The organism is Streptomyces sp. CA-106110, assembly GCF_050936285.1.
Taxonomy (GTDB): domain Bacteria; phylum Actinomycetota; class Actinomycetes; order Streptomycetales; family Streptomycetaceae; genus Streptomyces.
This window is the reverse complement of sequence record NZ_JBNJNB010000001.1, coordinates 6,286,189-6,301,792: the sequence shown is the minus strand read 5'-3', so window position 1 is coordinate 6,301,792 and position 15,604 is coordinate 6,286,189. Positions and strand designations below refer to the sequence as shown.

The following is a 15,604-nucleotide window of genomic DNA, read 5'->3' as shown; positions in this document are numbered from 1 at the left end:
ATCACCAGCCAGGACATCAGCTGAACTATGGCCTCACGCAACCCTCTTGCCCCAGGGGGCCACAGACAGCCTAAATGAGGGCAGAGTTGGCTAACCATCCTCAGTCCGGCGTCAGTTGTCCACAGAACTGCCAAGTAGCCTGTGGATAACCCCACTTGCTTGTGGATCAAACATCGGCGTCAAAATCAAGTGCGTGATCCACGTCTCTGCCGCACGCTGGAGAGATGAACGAAGGGAACGACGAGAGACGCACCGTGAAGGTGTCGAAGTACCTCTCGAAACACCTGCGACACCAGCCGGAGCGGATCGGGCTCACGCTCGACGAGGGCGGCTGGGTGGAGATCGACACGCTGCTCGCCGCGACGGCCGCGCACGGCTTCCGGATCACACGGGACGAGCTGGAGCACGTGGTCGCCGACAACGACAAGCAGCGCTTCGCCGTCGAAGGCACCCGGATCCGCGCCAGCCAGGGACACAGCGTCGAGGTGGACCTGGGGCTTCCTCCGGCGACCCCGCCTCCGTTCCTCTACCACGGGACCGTGGCGCGCTATCTGGACGCCATCCGCGCAGAGGGTCTCCGGCCGATGAACCGCCACGACGTGCACCTCTCGCCGGACCGCGAGACCGCCACCCGGGTCGGCGCCCGCCGCGGCCGTCCCGTCGTCCTCACCGTGGACGCCGACGCCATGCACCGCGACGGCCACGTCTTCCACGTCAGCGCCAACGGAGTCTGGCTCACCAAGGCCGTACCGCCGCAGTACCTGCGCTTCCCCGGAACCCACTGACCTTTCACCTGTGATTTCCGGGGTCCTGCCGATCATGCCCGGGACACGACCACCCGGACCTCCCCTTACGCTCGATGCATGAGTCTGCGTCTGAGCACCGTGATCCTGCCGTACCTCCGCTGGCACGAGGGCGGGCGTTCCGCGTGGCAGCGTGCCGAGGAGCTCGGTTTCCACACCGCGTACACCTATGACCACCTGTCGTGGCGGTCCTTCCGCGACGGCCCGTGGTTCGGCGCCGTGCCGACACTGACGGCCGCGGCCGCCGTCACCGAGCGCCTCCGCCTCGGCACCCTGGTGACCTCGCCGAACTTCCGGCACCCGGTCACCCTCGCCAAGGAGCTGATCTCCCTCGACGACATCTCCGGCGGACGGATCACGCTGGGCATCGGCGCGGGCGGCACCGGCTTCGACGCCACCGCCCTCGGCCAGGAGCCCTGGACGCCACGCGAGCGCGCCGACCGGTTCGGCGAGTTCGTCCCGCTGCTCGACCGGCTGCTCACCGAGGACTCCGTCTCGTACGAGGGCACCCACTACTCCGCGCTCGAGGCGCGCAACATCCCCGGCTGCGTCCAGCGCCCCCGGCTGCCGTTCGCGGTGGCCGCGACGGGGCCTCGCGGGCTGAAGCTCGCCGCGCGCCACGGTCAGGCCTGGGTGACCACCGGTGACCCGAAGCTGTTCGAGACGGGCACCCCCGAGCAGTCGGTGCAGGCCCTGCGGGCGCAGGCCGAGAAGCTGGCCGAGGCGTGCGCCGTGGTCGGCCGTGATGTGACGGAGCTCGACAAGGTCCTGCTCACCGGCTTCACCCCGGACCGCGGCCGCCCGCTGGAGTCCCTCGACGCGTTCGTCGACTTCGCCGGCCGGCACCGCGAACTGGGCTTCACCGACATCGTGATCCACTGGCCGATCCCCGACTCCGACTTCGCCTCCGATGTGAAGGTCTTCGAGCGGATCGCCATGGAGGCCCCGGCGCAGCTGCGTTGACCTGCCCGGGTGTGACGCCGCTGGTGAGCAGCGTCACACCCGTCTGTGCGGCCCCTCTCAGGACCCTGTGGGCATATGCGCGAGAATGGGGCCCGTGACCTCAGCGACCAGACAGCCCGAGATCCCGGCCTCCGCAGTTCCGCCCCGGCTCATCGCGACCGATCTCGACGGCACTCTGCTGCGCGACGACAAGTCGGTCTCCGAGCGCACGGTCGCCGCGCTGGCCGCCGCCGAGGCGGCCGGCATCGAGGTGTTCTTCGTCACGGGCCGCCCGGCTCGCTGGATGGACGTCGTCAGCGACCACGTCCACGGCCACGGACTGGCCATCTGCGGCAACGGCGCCGCCGTGGTGGACCTGCACGGCGGCCCGGGCGCCCACCGCTTCGTCAAGGTCCGGGAGCTGCCCCGGGAGAACGCGGTCGACGCCGTAGGACTGCTGCGGGACGCCGCACCCGGGACTGTCTACGCCATCGAGCAGACGTACGGCTTCTACCAGGAGCCGGGGTACCCGAAGCTCCACGTGGAGGTTCCGGATCTGCTCGCGTCCGCCGAGGAACTGCTCGCCCCGGACGCCCCCGGCGCGCACCAGCCGGTGCTCAAGGTCCTCGCCTACCACCCGGAACTGGACCCCGACGCCTTCCTCACCCTGGCGCGGATCGCCGTCGGAGACCGTGCCACCATCACCCGGTCCAGCCCCAGCTCGCTGCTGGAGATCAGCGGTCCAGGAGTGTCCAAGGCCAGCACCCTCGCGCTGTGCTGCGCCGAGCGCGGCATATCCCACGAAGAGGTCATCGCCTTCGGCGACATGCCGAACGACGTGGAGATGCTCACCTGGGCCGGCCAGTCGTACGCCATGGGCAACGCGCACCCGGACGTGATGGCCGCCGCCTCCGGGCGTACGGTCGCGAACAACGAGGACGGGGTGGCCGTGATCATCGAACGGATCCTCGCGGACCGGTTGCGGGAGACGGCCAAGGACGCCCTGAATCACTGACGGGCGGCTCGGCGAAAGGTGCCTGGCGGAGTTCGCCGAGCACACACCTCAACGCCTCACGTCGCGGGTGATCCCAGGCGAGACGCGCCTGACAGCTTCACGCCCCGGGCCGCCAGCCACGGCACCGGATCGACGACCGAGGCCAGCTCCGGGGTGGCCCGCACCTCGAAGTGCAGATGCGGTCCGGTCGAGTTGCCCGTCGTACCCGACTGGGCGATCCGCTGCCCGGCGGCCACTCGGTCGCCCGGTTCGACGGCGACGGCAGCGAGATGGGCGTACTGCGTGCAGTAGCCGCCCGGATGCGCGATCACGACTTCCATGCCGAACGCGCCCCCGCACGTCACCCGCAGCACCTTCCCGGCCCCGACCGCCCGCACCGGCGTCCCGATGGGCACCGCGAAGTCCTGGCCGGTGTGCCGGTGCGCCCAGTGCTGACCGCCGTTGCCGAAGCCCGCGGAGAGCCGATATGTCTCCACCGGCGTCACCCATGGGCGTCCGAGCCTGCCGCGGGGCTGGTCCAGGTGGACAGCACCCCGGCACGTCCTCGCGGCCGCGGCCGCGTTGGCCTGACTCTGCAGTACCCAGCGTGCCTGTTCCAATTGCGCCTCCAGAGTTCGCTTCCGCGCGGCGAGTTCGCCGTTCCGTTTCTGCAGCGCCCGCCACTGCGCCGACGCCCGTGCCCGGTCCGCGGTGAGGCGGGTCTCCGCCAGACGGCTCCTGGCGACCGCGTCCGCGACCACCAGGTCCACCCGTCCGGGCACTTCGTGCCCCTGCGTCAGTTCCTTAGTGCCGTCCGGGAGCGGGGTCTGCGGGACATAGGACAGTCCTCCGCTCTTGCGGTACTGGTCTCGCGCGATCCGGCCGAGGTCCTTGTGCAGGGCCGCGATCAAGGTGCGCTCCCGGACGATGAGTTTGTCGTCCCGCCCCGCTATGGAGTGCTGTTTCTCGGCCTCACGGCGTCCGGTCTCGTACTGTCGGGCCACCACGGCCGTGTCGTCGTACAGCCGTGCCACCCGGGCACTGGCACTGGCACTGGTATCCGCTCCACCACCCCCCGTCCCGCTCTCGGCCGCGGCCGACCTCGCCGGTAAGGCCGCGACGGTGCACAGCAGAAGGGGAATGAGCAGGCGAGAACAATGAGATGAATGCATGTCAATGATCGTCGCCCGTGTCGCGGCCGCCGTCCTGTCGACGTCCTACGGCTGGAGGAAGGGACGGCCACGGATGGCTCAGCGGCGTCCCCCGGCCGAGGGGCCGCCACTGCTCCGTCCGCCATGCCCGCGGGTGTTGGTTCCTAGGCGCCCGCCAAGGCCGGCGCCGACGGACCCGCGTGACCCGTCCGGTCCGCCAGCAGATCCCCCCGCGCTTCCCGCTCCACCATCTCGCGCAGCGGCCCCTCCGTCGCCGCGAGCCGCGCATACGGGCCTCGCTGGACCACCCGCCCCTCCGCGAGCACGATCACCTCGTCGACCGCCTCGAGACCGGCGAGCCGATGGGTGATCAGCAGCGTGGTACGGCCCTGGGTGGCGGCCAGCAGGTCCGCGGTGAGTGTGTCCGCCGTCGGCAGGTCGAGGTGTTCCGCCGGCTCGTCCAGGACGAGGACGGGGAAGTCGGCGAGCAGCGCCCGCGCCAGCGCGAGCCGTTGCTGCTGGCCGCCGGACAGCCGCGCGCCGTGCTCGCCGATCAGGGTGTCGAGGCCGTCGGGCAGTCCCTCGGCCCACTCCAGGAGTCGCGCCCGCTCAAGGGCTTCGCGCAGTTCCTGCTCACTCGCGTTCCTCCGCGCCAGCAGGAGGTTCTCCCGCACCGAGCTGTCGAAGAGGTGGGCGTCCTGGGCGCACAGCCCCACCAGGCGCCGCACATCGTCGCCGTCGAGCGCGGACGCATCGGTGCCGCCCAGTTTGTAGGAGCCGGCGTCCGCGTCCAGGAACCGGAGCAGTATCTGCGCCAGCGTCGTCTTGCCCGCGCCCGACGGGCCGACCACGGCGACCCTGCGGCCCTGTTCGAGGGTGAGGTCGAACCCGCTGAGCGCGTCCCGCCGCTGCCCGTCGTGACGGGCCGTCAGCCTGTCGAGGACGAGCGGGAAGGGCGAGGACGGTGCCTGCAGCGGCCGGTCCGGTTCCCGTACGGGTTCGGGGGCGTCCAGGACCTCGAAGATGCGCTCAGCGCTCCTGTGCACCCGCTGCCGGTGCTGCACCGCGAGCGGTAGCCCGAGGACGGCCTCGAAGGCGGCCAGCGGGGTCAGGACCACGACGGCCATGGCCACGCCGCCGAGCCGTGCGTCGGCCACGGCCTGCGCGCCCACGAGTGCGGCGGCCGCGAGGGTCAGCCCGGTGACGAGCGCGGTGAGCCCGTCGCCGAGCGCGGTGGCGGTGGCGGCACGGGAGGCGATGCGGGTGAGCACGCCGTCGGCCCGTCGCGCTTCGGCGGTCCGCCCGGGCAGCGCACCCGCGACGGTCAGCTCGGCCGTCCCGGTGAGCAGGTCGGTCACCCTGGTCGCCAACTCGCCCCGGGCGGGCGCCAGTCTCCGCTCGGCGCGACGGGCCACGGCACCTGTCAGCAGGGGTACGCCGACTCCGGCAGCCAGGAGGCCGACGGCCAGGACGGCGCCGGCCTCGGGGAGCAGCCAGGCGGTGAAGCCGACGGAGCAGGCGGACACCACGAACGCGGCGCCCGCGGGCAGCAGCCAGCGCAGCCAGTAGTCCTGCAGGGCGTCCACGTCGGCGACGAGCCGCGAGAGCAGGTCTCCGCGCCGGGTCGTCCGCAGCCCGGCCGGTGCCAGCCGCTCGAGCCGCCGGTAGACCGCGACCCGCGTGTCGGCCAGCATCCGCAGTACCGCGTCGTGCGACACGAGCCGCTCCGCGTAGCGGAAGACCGCTCGGCCGATCCCGAACGTCCGCGTGGCCGTCACCGCCACCATCAGATACAGCACGGGAGGCTGTTGGGACGCCCGCGAGATGAGCCATCCGGAGGTGGCCATCAGCCCCACGGCGCTGCCCAGCGCCAGACTGCCGAGCAGCAGCGCGAGGGCGAGCCGTCCGCGCCGAGGACCGGCCATGGCACGGACCCGGGTGAGCACACGGCCATGCCGCGCCGGAGCTACGGCGGGCGTCCGCTCGTCGAGGGCTTGGGCCGGGTCCTCCGCCTGGCGGGGCCGGGGGACGGCCGCGATCCGTGCGTGAGCGCCCGTGGTGACGGGCTCCTCCGCGTCGAGCCGGACGACCCGGTCCGCCACCTCGAGCAGCGCCGGGCGATGCACGACCAGCAGTACCGTCCGTCCGACGGCCAGGCGGCGGACCGCCTCCACGATGTCCGCCTCGGTCGCCCCGTCCAGGGACGCCGTCGGTTCGTCCAGCAGCAGCACCGGCCGGTCCGCGAGGAACGCCCGGGCCAGGGCGAGCCGTTGCCGCTGGCCGGCGGACAGCCCCCACCCGTCCTCACCGAGCACCGTGGCCGCACCGGCCGGCAGCGCGTCCACGAACTCCAGCGCCCCGGCGTCGGCCAGCGCCTCCCGTACCGCCGCGTCGTCCGCATCCGGCCGGGCCAGCCGTACGTTCTCGGCGATGGTGCCCGCGTACAGGTGCGGTCGCTGCGGCACCCAGGCGATCCCCGAGCGCCACTGCTCCAGGTCGGCCGAGGCAAGATCGACTCCCGCGACCCGTACACGCCCCTTCGTGGGCGCCACGAACCCGAGCAGAACGTTGAGCAGCGTCGACTTTCCGGCACCGCTCGGCCCGACGAGGGCGACCGTCTCTCTGGGTGCCACCGTCAACGACACCCCGGACACCGCGTCCGACGACCGCCCGGGGAACCGTACGGTCACATCGTCGAAGACGACCTCCCCGTCCGGCACGCGCTGCGTTCCGAACGGCGGTACGGGCGTCTCCAGTACCGCGAAGATCTCCTCGGCGGCGGAGAGCCCCTCAGCCGCAGCGTGGTACTGCGCACCCACCTGCCGCAGCGGGAGATAGGCCTCCGGGGCGAGCACAAGAATGACCAGGCCGATGTACAGGTCCATGTCCCCGTGGACGAGCCGCATGCCGATCGTCACCGCGACGAGCGCCACGGAGATCGTGGCGAGCAGCTCCAGCGCGAAGGACGACAGGAACGCGATCCGCAACGTCCGCATGGTCGCCTGCCGGTACTCGCCGGTGATCCGTTTGATGGACTCGGCCTGAGCTTTGGCCCGGCCGAACACCTTGAGGGTCGGCAGTCCGGCGACGACATCGAGGAAGTGCCCGGAAAGCCGTGACAGGAGCCGCCACTGACGGTCCATCTGGGACTGGGTGGCCCAGCCGATCAGCATCATGAAGAGCGGGATGAGCGGCAGCGTGCCGACGATGATCGCGGCCGACACCCAGTCCTCGGTGACGATCCGCGCGAGGACCGCGACAGGCACGACGACCGCGAGCCCCAACTGGGGCAGATAGCGTGAGAAGTAGTCATCGAGGGCGTCGACCCCCCGTGTGGCCAAGGCGACCAGCGATCCGGTCCGCTGCTCACCCAGCCACCCGGGGCCAAGAGCTCCGGCCCTGGCAAGCAACCGCCCCCGCAGCTCGGACTTCACTGCCGCGCTGGCCCGGTGGGCGGCGAGTTCGACGAGCCATGAGACCACCGCCCGGCCGACCGCCATAGCCACCAGGAGGGTCAGGGGCGTGCGCAGTTCGGTGACCGAGTGGTGGTGCTGGAAAGCACCGACCACCACCTCGGCGATCAGCATGGCCTGAGCGATGACCAGAGCCGCTCCGGCGGCACCCAGCCCGATGATCGCCATGAGGAAGAAGCGTGTGGTGCGGGCGTAGCGGAGCAGTCGCGGATCGATCGGTTTCACGTGAAACATGCCTTTCCGGTCGGGGGAGTGGCGTTCCATGTGAAACGCCCCTCCCCACCAGAACTCAGTGCACGGCTCCGGCAGCGGCGTCGGCGGCGATGTGGTGCGTACCGATGCGCTTACGGAAGACCCAGTACGTCCATCCCTGGTAGAGCAGGACCAGCGGCGTGGCGATCCCGGCGCACCAGGTCATGATCTTCAGGGTGTAGGGGCTCGATGAGGCATTGGTCACCGTCAGGCTCCAGTCCGCATTGAGCGTGGACGGCATGACGTTCGGAAAGAGCGTCAGGAAGAGCATCGCCACGGCGGCCACGATGGTGATGCCGGAGAACGCGAACGACCATCCCTCGCGGCCGGCCTGGTTCGCCGCGAGCGCCGCCAGGAGCGCGACCACCGCCACGATCATCGCGACCAGGCTCTTGCCGTCACCCTGGTCGATCTGGGCCCAGGAGAGGAAAAGCAGCGCCAGCACGGCGGTCACCAGACCGACCCGCAGGGCCAGCTTCCGGGCCCGCTCCCGGATGTCGCCGAGGGTCTTGAGTGCGGTGAACACCGCGCCGTGGAAGGTGAACAGGGTCAGCGTCACCAGACCGCCGAGGAGTGCGAACGGGTTGAGCAGATCCCAGACGTTCCCCACGTACTCGAGATGCTGGTCGATCTTCACGCCCCGCACGATGTTGCCGAAGGCCACACCCCACAGGAACGCGGGGATCAGCGAGGTCCAGAAGATCGCGGTCTCCCAGTTGCGCTGCCAGTTCTCCTCGGGCCGCTTCACCCGGTACTCGAAGGCGACACCGCGCACGATGAGACAGACCAGGATAACCAGCAGTGGCAGATAGAACCCTGAGAAGAGGGTGGCGTACCACTCGGGGAAGGCGGCGAAGGTGGCGCCGCCCGCAGTGAGCAGCCAGACCTCGTTGCCGTCCCAGACCGGCCCGATGGTGTTGATCAGCACCCGCCGCTCGGGCCGGTTGCGGGCCAGCAGCTTGGTGAGGATGCCGACCCCGAAGTCGAAGCCCTCCAGGAAGAAGTAGCCGGTCCACAGGACCGCGATCAGAACGAACCAGACGTCGTGAAGATGCATGATGTGAGCGCTCCCTCGGCCTAGTACGAGAAGGCCATCGGCTTGTCGGCGTCCTGGGAGTCGCCGCCGATCCTGGTGGGCGGGTTGAGATCGGACTCGGTGAGCTCCGGCGGTCCGGCCTTGACGTACTTCACCAGCAGCTTGACCTCGATGACCGCCAGTACCGCGTAGAGCAGGGTGAACACGGTCATCGAGGTGATGACCTCGCCCTGGGAGACACCGGGGGAGACCGCGTCACGGGTGCGCAACACGCCGAAGACGACCCACGGCTGACGTCCCATCTCGGTGAATATCCAGCCCCAGGAGTTCGCGATCAGCGGGAAGGCCAGGGTCCAGACGGCGATACGCCAGCACCACGGGGTGAGCTTCGGGCCGAGTGCCTTCTTGCGGAAGAGGACCAGATGCGGCACCTCGTCCTCACCGACCCGCAGATGCGTGGGCAGCATGAACTTCTTGCGGGTGAGCCAGAGGCCGGCCAGCCCGATGACGAAGGACGTCATACCGAAGCCGATCATCCAGCGGAACCCCCAGAAGGTGACGGGGATGACGGGCCGGTAGTCGCCCGGGCCGTACTTCTGCTGCTCGGCCTTGTTGGTGTCGTTGATGCCGGGGACATAGGAGCTGAAGTTGTCGTCGGCGAGGAAGGACAGAAGCCCCGGGACGGACAGTTCGACGGTGTTGTGCCCCTTGCTGACGTCTCCGTAGGCGAAGATCGAGAAGGGCGCAGGGCTCTCGCCGTCCCACAGGGCCTCGGCGGCGGCCATCTTCATGGGCTGCTGCTTGAACATGACCTTGCCGAGGAGGTCGCCGCTGACCGCGGTGAGCATGCCGGCGATGACGACGGTGACCAGGCCCAGCCGCAGCGAGGTCTTCATCACGGCCACGTGCTTCTTGCGCAGCAGGTGGAAGGAGGCGATGCCGACCATGAAGGCGCCGCCCGTGAGGAAGGCCGCGGACAGGGTGTGGAAGACCTGAGTGAGCGCGGTGTTCTGGGTCAGGACGTGCCAGAAGTCGGTGAGTTCGGCCCGCCCCCTCTGCTTGTTGATCCGGTAGCCGACGGGGTGCTGCATCCAGGAGTTGGCCGCGAGGATGAAGTACGCCGACAGGACGGTGCCTATGGAGACCATCCATATACAGGCGAGGTGGAGCCGCTTCGGCAGCTTGTCCCAGCCGAAGATCCACAACCCGATGAAGGTGGACTCGAAGAAGAAGGCGATGAGGGCTTCGAACGCGAGGGGGGCGCCGAAGATGTCGCCGACGAAGCGCGAGTAGTCGGACCAGTTCATGCCGAACTGGAACTCCTGGACGATGCCGGTGACGACACCCATCGCGATGTTGATCAGGAAGAGCTTGCCCCAGAACTTCGTGGCCCTGAGGTACTTCTGCTTCTCCGTACGCACCCAGGCGGTCTGCAGTCCGGCCGTCAGCGCGGCCAGCGAGATGGTCATCGGAACGAACAGGAAGTGGTAGACGGTGGTGATACCGAACTGCCATCGCGCCAGAGTCTCCGGTGCCAAAGCCATGTCCACGTCGTCTTCTCCCTTACATCGCCGTGGTCAAGCGGCAGTTTGTCCAGTTTGTCCCACACATCACGGAACAATCAGGACGAGCTTGTGAACGCGTTCACATTCACAAGCAATTATGGCGCATAGGGGTTCGAGACCGGATGGGCGGGGGGTCCCTAAGAAGCTGGACGCAGGGTCCTCAAGCCGGGACCGTCGGGCCCCTGGCGTACTTCGGCCATGCTCCGGAGGTTCCGGGCACGCCTCGCGCACCCTCGCCCATGCGGGCCGGCGAGGGTGCGCGAGGCCGCGATGGCGGCTACTGCTCTACTGCTCCCGGGGGAAGCCTTCCGCGACCTTCAGGAAGATGTCGTTCGCCTCTTCCTCGCCGATCGTCACGCGCACCCCTTCACCCGAGAAGGGCCGCACCACCACGCCGGCCTGCTCGCAGGCGGTCGCGAAGGCCGTCGTCCGCTCCCCCAGACGCAGCCACAGGAAGTTCGCCTGGGCCTCGGGCACCGTCCAGCCCTGGGCGCGCAGTGCCTCCACCACGCGGCTGCGCTCGCACACCAGCGAGCCGACCCGGCCGAGCAGTTCGTCCTCCATGCGCAGTGACGCGATCGCCGCCTCCTGCGCCAGCTGACTGACTCCGAACGGCACCGCCGTCTTGCGCAGCGCCGCGGCGACCGGCTCATGAGCGATGGCGAAGCCGACGCGCAGTCCCGCGAGTCCGTACGCCTTGGAGAAGGTGCGCAGCACGCAGACGTTCGGCCGCTTGCGGTACAGCTCGACGCCGTCGGGCACCTGGATGTCGCGGATGAACTCCCGGTACGCCTCGTCGAGCACCACCAGCACATCGTCCGGCACACGGTCGAGGAAGCGCTCGAGCTCGTCCCGTCGCACCACCGTGCCGGTCGGGTTGTTGGGGTTGCAGACGAAGATCAGCCGGGTCCGGTCGGTGATCGCGTCGGCCATCGCGTCCAGGTCGTGCACATCGCCCGGGGTCAGGGGCACCTGAATCGAGGTGGCACCGCTGATCTGGGTGATGATCGGATACGCCTCGAAGGACCGCCAGGCGTAGATCACCTCGTCACCCGGGCCGCTCGTCGCCTGCAGCAGCTGCTGGGCGACACCCACCGAGCCCGTACCGGTCGCGAGGTGGGTCTGCGGCACCCCGAAGCGCTCGGACAGCTCGGCCATCAGGCCCGAGCACGCCATGTCCGGGTAACGGTTGAAGGAATGGGCCGCCGCGGTCACGGCCTCCATCACGCCGGGCAGCGGGGGGTAGGGATTCTCGTTCGAGGACAGCTTGTAGGCCACCGGCCCCTCGGCCGCGGCCGCGGCGGGCTTGCCGGGCTTGTAGGTGGGGATACCCTCCAGCTCGGCACGCAGCTTCGGGCTCGTCTCGCTCACCGCAGTCCTCCTCGCGCACATCACCGGCTCCATGACCGCCACCGGCGTCCAATGCTTCTCACCTTATGAGGATTCGGCGCCGCTGCGAACGGGCTGTGGACAACAGTCTCCGCCACCTTCCGCGTCACCGTCGGAGCCCGGCCGCATCGGCGTACGAACCCGGGCGCATCACCGCAGGATGGCGCACGCTTCGGGGGGCGCGTCGCCTCCGCGTATGACACGCCGGTGGCTCACTCCGTGGCGCGCATCCCTCGTGCAGGTGAGTTGAGACCTCTTCGAAATATGGCGACCTCGGCAGGCCCATGCGTGCAGACAAGGCACGTATTGGGGATGGATCGTTCAAATCCCTTTACATCTAAGGCACTTGACTCTATTGACCATGCAGAAACGTGTCTGTCAACGGGTGCATATGCGTCCGCACTACCCCACCGCATGAGCCCTACTATCGGCTCGCCATGACAGCAGCAGGGAAGCACCAGGTGAGCCGGGCGGAAACCTCCCGCCGCGGAAGCCGGCCGGGCCGGGCGGGCATCAGAGACGTGGCCGCCGCCGCCGGGGTCTCCATCACGACCGTCTCCGACGCCCTCAACGGCAAGGGCCGGCTGCCGGACGCCACCCGACGCCATGTCCGCGAGGTCGCGGACCGGCTCGGGTATCGCCCCTCGGCCGCGGCCCGCACCCTCCGTACGGGCAAGTCCGGCCTGATCGGCCTGACGGTGACGACGTACGGGGATGAACCTTTCACCTTCACCGAATTCGCGTACTTCGCGGAGATGGCCAGAGCAGCGACCTCGGCCGCGCTCGCCCGGGGCTACGCCCTGGTCATCCTGCCCGCGACATCGCGCCACGACGTGTGGTCGAACGTCGCCCTCGACGGCACGGTCGTCATCGACCCCTCCGACCAGGACCCGGTGGTCAGCGAGTTGGTCCGGCAGGGGTTACCCGTCGTCTCCGACGGCCGGCCGGCCGGCTCCCTGCCGGTCACCGCCTGGGTCGACAACGACCACGAGGCCGCGGTCCTCGGCATCCTCGACCATCTGGCCGAGGCCGGCGCCCGCCGGATCGGACTGCTGACCGGGACCACCACGGACACCTACACGCATCTGTCCACGACCGCGTACCTGAACTGGTGCGAGCGCGTCGGGCAGGACCCGGTCTACGAGGCCTACCCGGCCCACGACCCGTGCGCGGGCGCCGTGGCCGCCGACCGGTTACTGGCCCGCCCCGACCGCCCCGACGCGGTCTACGGACTCTTCGACCCGAACGGCACCGACCTGCTGGCCGCCGCCCGCCGGTACGGGCTGCGCGTCCCCGACGACCTGCTGCTCGTGTGCTGCAGCGAGTCCGCGGTGTACGCCAACACCGAGCCGCCCGTGACGACGCTCTCGCTGAAGCCGCGCCGGATCGGCACGGCCGTGATCCAGCTCCTCATCGATGCCATCGAGGGTGTCCAGTCCGACCAGCCGGTCGAGCAGGTGATACCGACGGAGCTGATCGTCCGTACGTCGTCCGAGCGGCGGCCGCCCCGTACGACGGTCAGCCCGCCCCGGTCGCCCGAGCACGGGTGACCCGGTGATGATCCGCGGGCGGCGCGCAGGTTGCCCGCGGACGGCCGACGGCCGGGACCCCGCCCGGGGAAACCTCCGCCCATTTGGGGCGAATGCCGCGGTGAACTGGAGCCTTCCCGGATTCACCACCCCTGGGTCATCACATGGCGCGACCCGCATTCCTATGATGGGCGCACGACAGCGCGGGCCGCTGCGACCAGGCAGTCCGAAGCGGTGCAGATGCGGCGGGATGGTGGAGGGGTCGATGACTCAGGGGGCCGGTCAGGGACCCGAGGTGGAGCGCACGGCGACGATGCGCGACTTCCGGGTGCCCGCGTACGTCCACGAGACCGGTCCGTATGCGCAGAGCACGTCCCCCGGCGAGCTCGCCCAGCCCGTCGCCGCGCCCGAGGGACACGCCCACGAGTACTCCGACGCCTACACGCCCACCGAGCGGGACCTCCCGGTCATCGACCGCGGTGCCACCCTGCTGAGCGCCGACCCCGCGTCCGCACCCGCGCCGCAGCCCACCGACGGTCCCGGTCCGCTCTTCGTCGTCGGGGACGTCCACGGCTACCTCGACCAGCTCGTGGCGGCACTCCAGGAGAAGGGCCTCATCGACGCCGCGGGCAACTGGTCCGCGGGCACGGCGCGCCTGTGGTTCCTGGGCGACTTCACCGACCGCGGGCCCGACGGCATCGGCGTCATCGACCTCGTGATGCGGCTGTCCGCGGAGGCGGCCGCAGCCGGCGGCTACTGCAAGGCGCTCATGGGCAACCACGAGCTGCTGCTGCTCGGCGCCAAGCGGTTCGGCGACACCTCGGTCAGCTCCGGCGCCGGGACCGCCACCTTCCAGGCGGCCTGGCTGCTCAACGGGGGCCAGAAGACGGACATGGACCGCCTGCAGGACCACCACCTCCAGTGGATGGCGCGTCTGGACGCGGTCGAGGAGGTCGACGGACATCTTCTGGTCCACTCGGACACCACCGCCTACCTCGACTACGGCGACTCCATCGAAGCGGTCAACGACACCGTCCACGAAACGCTCACGCGCAACGACGCGGACGAGGTGTGGGACCTGTTCCGGAAGTTCACCAAGCGCTTCTCCTTCCGCGACGAGGGCGGCGCCGACGCCGTGCGGTCCCTGTTGGAGACATACGGCGGCAGGCGCATCGTCCACGGCCACAGCCCCATTCCGTACCTGCTGGGCGAGGTCGGCTCGGAAGAGGGCGAGGACGCCACCGGTCCGGTGGTCGAAGGCCCGCACGTCTATGCCGACGGGCTGGCGATCGCGATGGACGGCGGAGTGACCATGGCCGGAAAGCTGCTCGTCCAGCAACTTCCCCTGAACGCATAGGCGTTCACCGGGCACGCGTCCGCCGCCCGTGACCCCTCGAAGGTCGCGCGACCCAGGGCCAATTTCTGGAAACCCCCTGTCACCGTGTGCCGTCGCCGCTCTACCATCGCCTTATCCGTAGCAGGCTCCCCTCCGTTTCTGCCCGACGGCTCGTCAGCATGCCGAGTCCCAAGCCCTACGGAGCATCGGGGGATGCACATGAACAGCGTTCCGCAGCACCTGCTGAGCGAGGACCGCCAAGACTATGAGCGGGTCCTCGATGAGGCGCTGCGCTCCGCACCACACCGCCCGGAACTGGCCGCTGTGGGACAGCGGCTCAACCCTGAACAACTGCGCACCATGGCGCTGAACGCCACCGCATTCATCACCGCGGCGGCGACAGCCGAGTACCACCGCTATGTGAAGGTCCGCGAGGAACTGCGCCGGCCGGCGCCGTCCACCCCGTCCGTCCATGAGAACACCGCCGGTTCCGTGGATCCGGAGATGGACGGCCTGGGGCTCGCGGCCAGTGTGGGAGAGGCCGCCGCGAGCGCCGGAGCCGGTGCCGTCGCCACGGTCCTCGCTCCCTTCCTCGCCGGTGCCGCCGCGGCGATCTTCCTGCTCGTGGGTTACATCCTCAAGGTGGTCGACCCCGACCAGGCGTTCGCACGGACCCTCCTGACCACCGGGTGGGTCTTCGGCGCGGTCACCGCGGCGGCGATCCTGATCGCCGCGGTCGGCTTGCTGCTCACCGCTCTGCGCAACAGTTCCTCGGAAAGGGAGGAGGTGGCACGGAGCGAGTTGACGGTGGAAGTGGCCAGGGCTCGAGAAGCCTGGCACGAGGCCCTGCTGGAGCGCGGCATCCTGCCGTTCCTCCGTGATGCGCTCGCCGACCCGGGGGCGGCCGCGATGAGCCGGAAGGCACCGGAAACGGCCCCCAGCCGCATCCCGCATCTCGGCTATGACCGTCCGGGGTTCAGCAGTCCCGACGGCGGTCCGGCCGCGGGGCCACGTCCCAGCTTCACCAGCCCGGACTTCACCAGCCCAGACTTCGGGGGGCCCGAACATCAGCCGGAGTGACGGCCACCGGCCGACGGCCCGCCGGCAGCAGCGGCGAGCGTGGCCACTGGCCCC

The 15,604-nt window shown here is 69.8% G+C and carries 11 protein-coding genes; 6 read left to right on the top strand and 5 right to left on the bottom strand.

The genetic code is table 11. From position 1 onward, the window contains the following. Nucleotides 1-224: 224 nt before the first annotated feature. The 3 genes from ACQEXA_RS29030 (at nt 225) to ACQEXA_RS29020 (ending at nt 2,760) form a co-directional block, all read left to right on the top strand. Complete coding sequence (locus ACQEXA_RS29030; RefSeq protein WP_432930010.1) at nt 225-785, top strand: RNA 2'-phosphotransferase; 561 nt, start codon at nt 225-227, stop codon at nt 783-785. 78 nt (nt 786-863) lie between these two features. Beyond that, on the top strand, nt 864-1,766 hold the full coding sequence (locus ACQEXA_RS29025) for an LLM class flavin-dependent oxidoreductase (RefSeq protein WP_432930012.1): 903 nt from the start codon (nt 864-866) through the stop codon (nt 1,764-1,766). Between the two features lie 94 nt (nt 1,767-1,860). After that, entirely contained in the window at nt 1,861-2,760 is a 900-nt protein-coding gene (locus ACQEXA_RS29020; RefSeq protein ID WP_432930014.1) for a Cof-type HAD-IIB family hydrolase, read from the top strand. 56 nt (nt 2,761-2,816) lie between these two features. Here ACQEXA_RS29020 and ACQEXA_RS29015 read toward each other — a convergent pair whose 3' ends face one another. The 5 genes from ACQEXA_RS29015 to hisC form a co-directional block, all read right to left on the bottom strand. Next, a complete protein-coding gene (locus ACQEXA_RS29015) occupies nt 2,817-3,911 on the bottom strand; it encodes a M23 family metallopeptidase (RefSeq protein WP_432930015.1) in 1,095 nt (364 codons plus the stop codon). Nucleotides 3,912-4,054: 143 nt separating this feature from the next. Further along, nucleotides 4,055-7,597 (bottom strand): thiol reductant ABC exporter subunit CydD, encoded by a 3,543-nt coding sequence (gene cydD, locus ACQEXA_RS29010; protein WP_433134644.1) that lies wholly within the window; start codon nt 7,595-7,597, stop codon nt 4,055-4,057. Between the two features lie 55 nt (nt 7,598-7,652). After that, nucleotides 7,653-8,672: a cytochrome d ubiquinol oxidase subunit II gene (gene cydB / locus ACQEXA_RS29005; protein WP_432930017.1), complete on the bottom strand. Its 1,020-nt coding sequence runs from the start codon at nt 8,670-8,672 to the stop codon at nt 7,653-7,655. A 20-nt stretch (nt 8,673-8,692) separates the two neighbouring features. Then, on the bottom strand, nt 8,693-10,201 hold the full coding sequence (locus ACQEXA_RS29000; RefSeq protein ID WP_432930019.1) for a cytochrome ubiquinol oxidase subunit I: 1,509 nt from the start codon (nt 10,199-10,201) through the stop codon (nt 8,693-8,695). A gap of 300 nt (nt 10,202-10,501) precedes the next feature. Next, the gene (hisC, locus tag ACQEXA_RS28995) at nt 10,502-11,587 is read right to left on the bottom strand and encodes a histidinol-phosphate transaminase (protein WP_432930021.1); all 1,086 of its coding nucleotides are present in this window, start codon (nt 11,585-11,587) and stop codon (nt 10,502-10,504) included. A gap of 455 nt (nt 11,588-12,042) precedes the next feature. Here hisC and ACQEXA_RS28990 point away from each other — a divergent pair, with 455 nt between their 5' ends. From ACQEXA_RS28990 to ACQEXA_RS28980, 3 genes are all read left to right on the top strand, one after another. Continuing rightward, nucleotides 12,043-13,155, top strand: coding sequence for a LacI family DNA-binding transcriptional regulator (locus tag ACQEXA_RS28990; protein WP_359390640.1), 1,113 nt, complete (start codon nt 12,043-12,045; stop codon nt 13,153-13,155). Between the two features lie 244 nt (nt 13,156-13,399). Beyond that, nucleotides 13,400-14,491 (top strand): metallophosphoesterase, encoded by a 1,092-nt coding sequence (locus ACQEXA_RS28985; protein ID WP_432930023.1) that lies wholly within the window; start codon nt 13,400-13,402, stop codon nt 14,489-14,491. Between the two features lie 192 nt (nt 14,492-14,683). Beyond that, a complete protein-coding gene (locus tag ACQEXA_RS28980; protein ID WP_432930025.1) occupies nt 14,684-15,550 on the top strand; it encodes a hypothetical protein in 867 nt (288 codons plus the stop codon). The last annotated feature ends 54 nt before the right edge of the window (nt 15,551-15,604 follow it).

Bases quoted from the DNA above. Each gene is read 5' to 3' on its own strand.
- ACQEXA_RS29030 (WP_432930010.1), top strand. From the start codon at position 225: ATGAACGAAGGGAACGACGAGAGACGCACCGTGAAGGTGTCGAAGTAC.
- ACQEXA_RS29025 (WP_432930012.1), top strand. From the start codon at position 864: ATGAGTCTGCGTCTGAGCACCGTGATCCTGCCGTACCTCCGCTGGCAC.
- ACQEXA_RS29015 (WP_432930015.1), bottom strand. From the start codon at position 3,911: ATGCATTCATCTCATTGTTCTCGCCTGCTCATTCCCCTTCTGCTGTGC.
- cydD (WP_433134644.1), bottom strand. From the start codon at position 7,597: ATGTTTCACGTGAAACCGATCGATCCGCGACTGCTCCGCTACGCCCGC.
- cydB (WP_432930017.1), bottom strand. From the start codon at position 8,672: ATGCATCTTCACGACGTCTGGTTCGTTCTGATCGCGGTCCTGTGGACC.
- ACQEXA_RS28990 (WP_359390640.1), top strand. From the start codon at position 12,043: ATGACAGCAGCAGGGAAGCACCAGGTGAGCCGGGCGGAAACCTCCCGC.
- ACQEXA_RS28985 (WP_432930023.1), top strand. From the start codon at position 13,400: ATGACTCAGGGGGCCGGTCAGGGACCCGAGGTGGAGCGCACGGCGACG.
- ACQEXA_RS28980 (WP_432930025.1), top strand. From the start codon at position 14,684: ATGCACATGAACAGCGTTCCGCAGCACCTGCTGAGCGAGGACCGCCAA.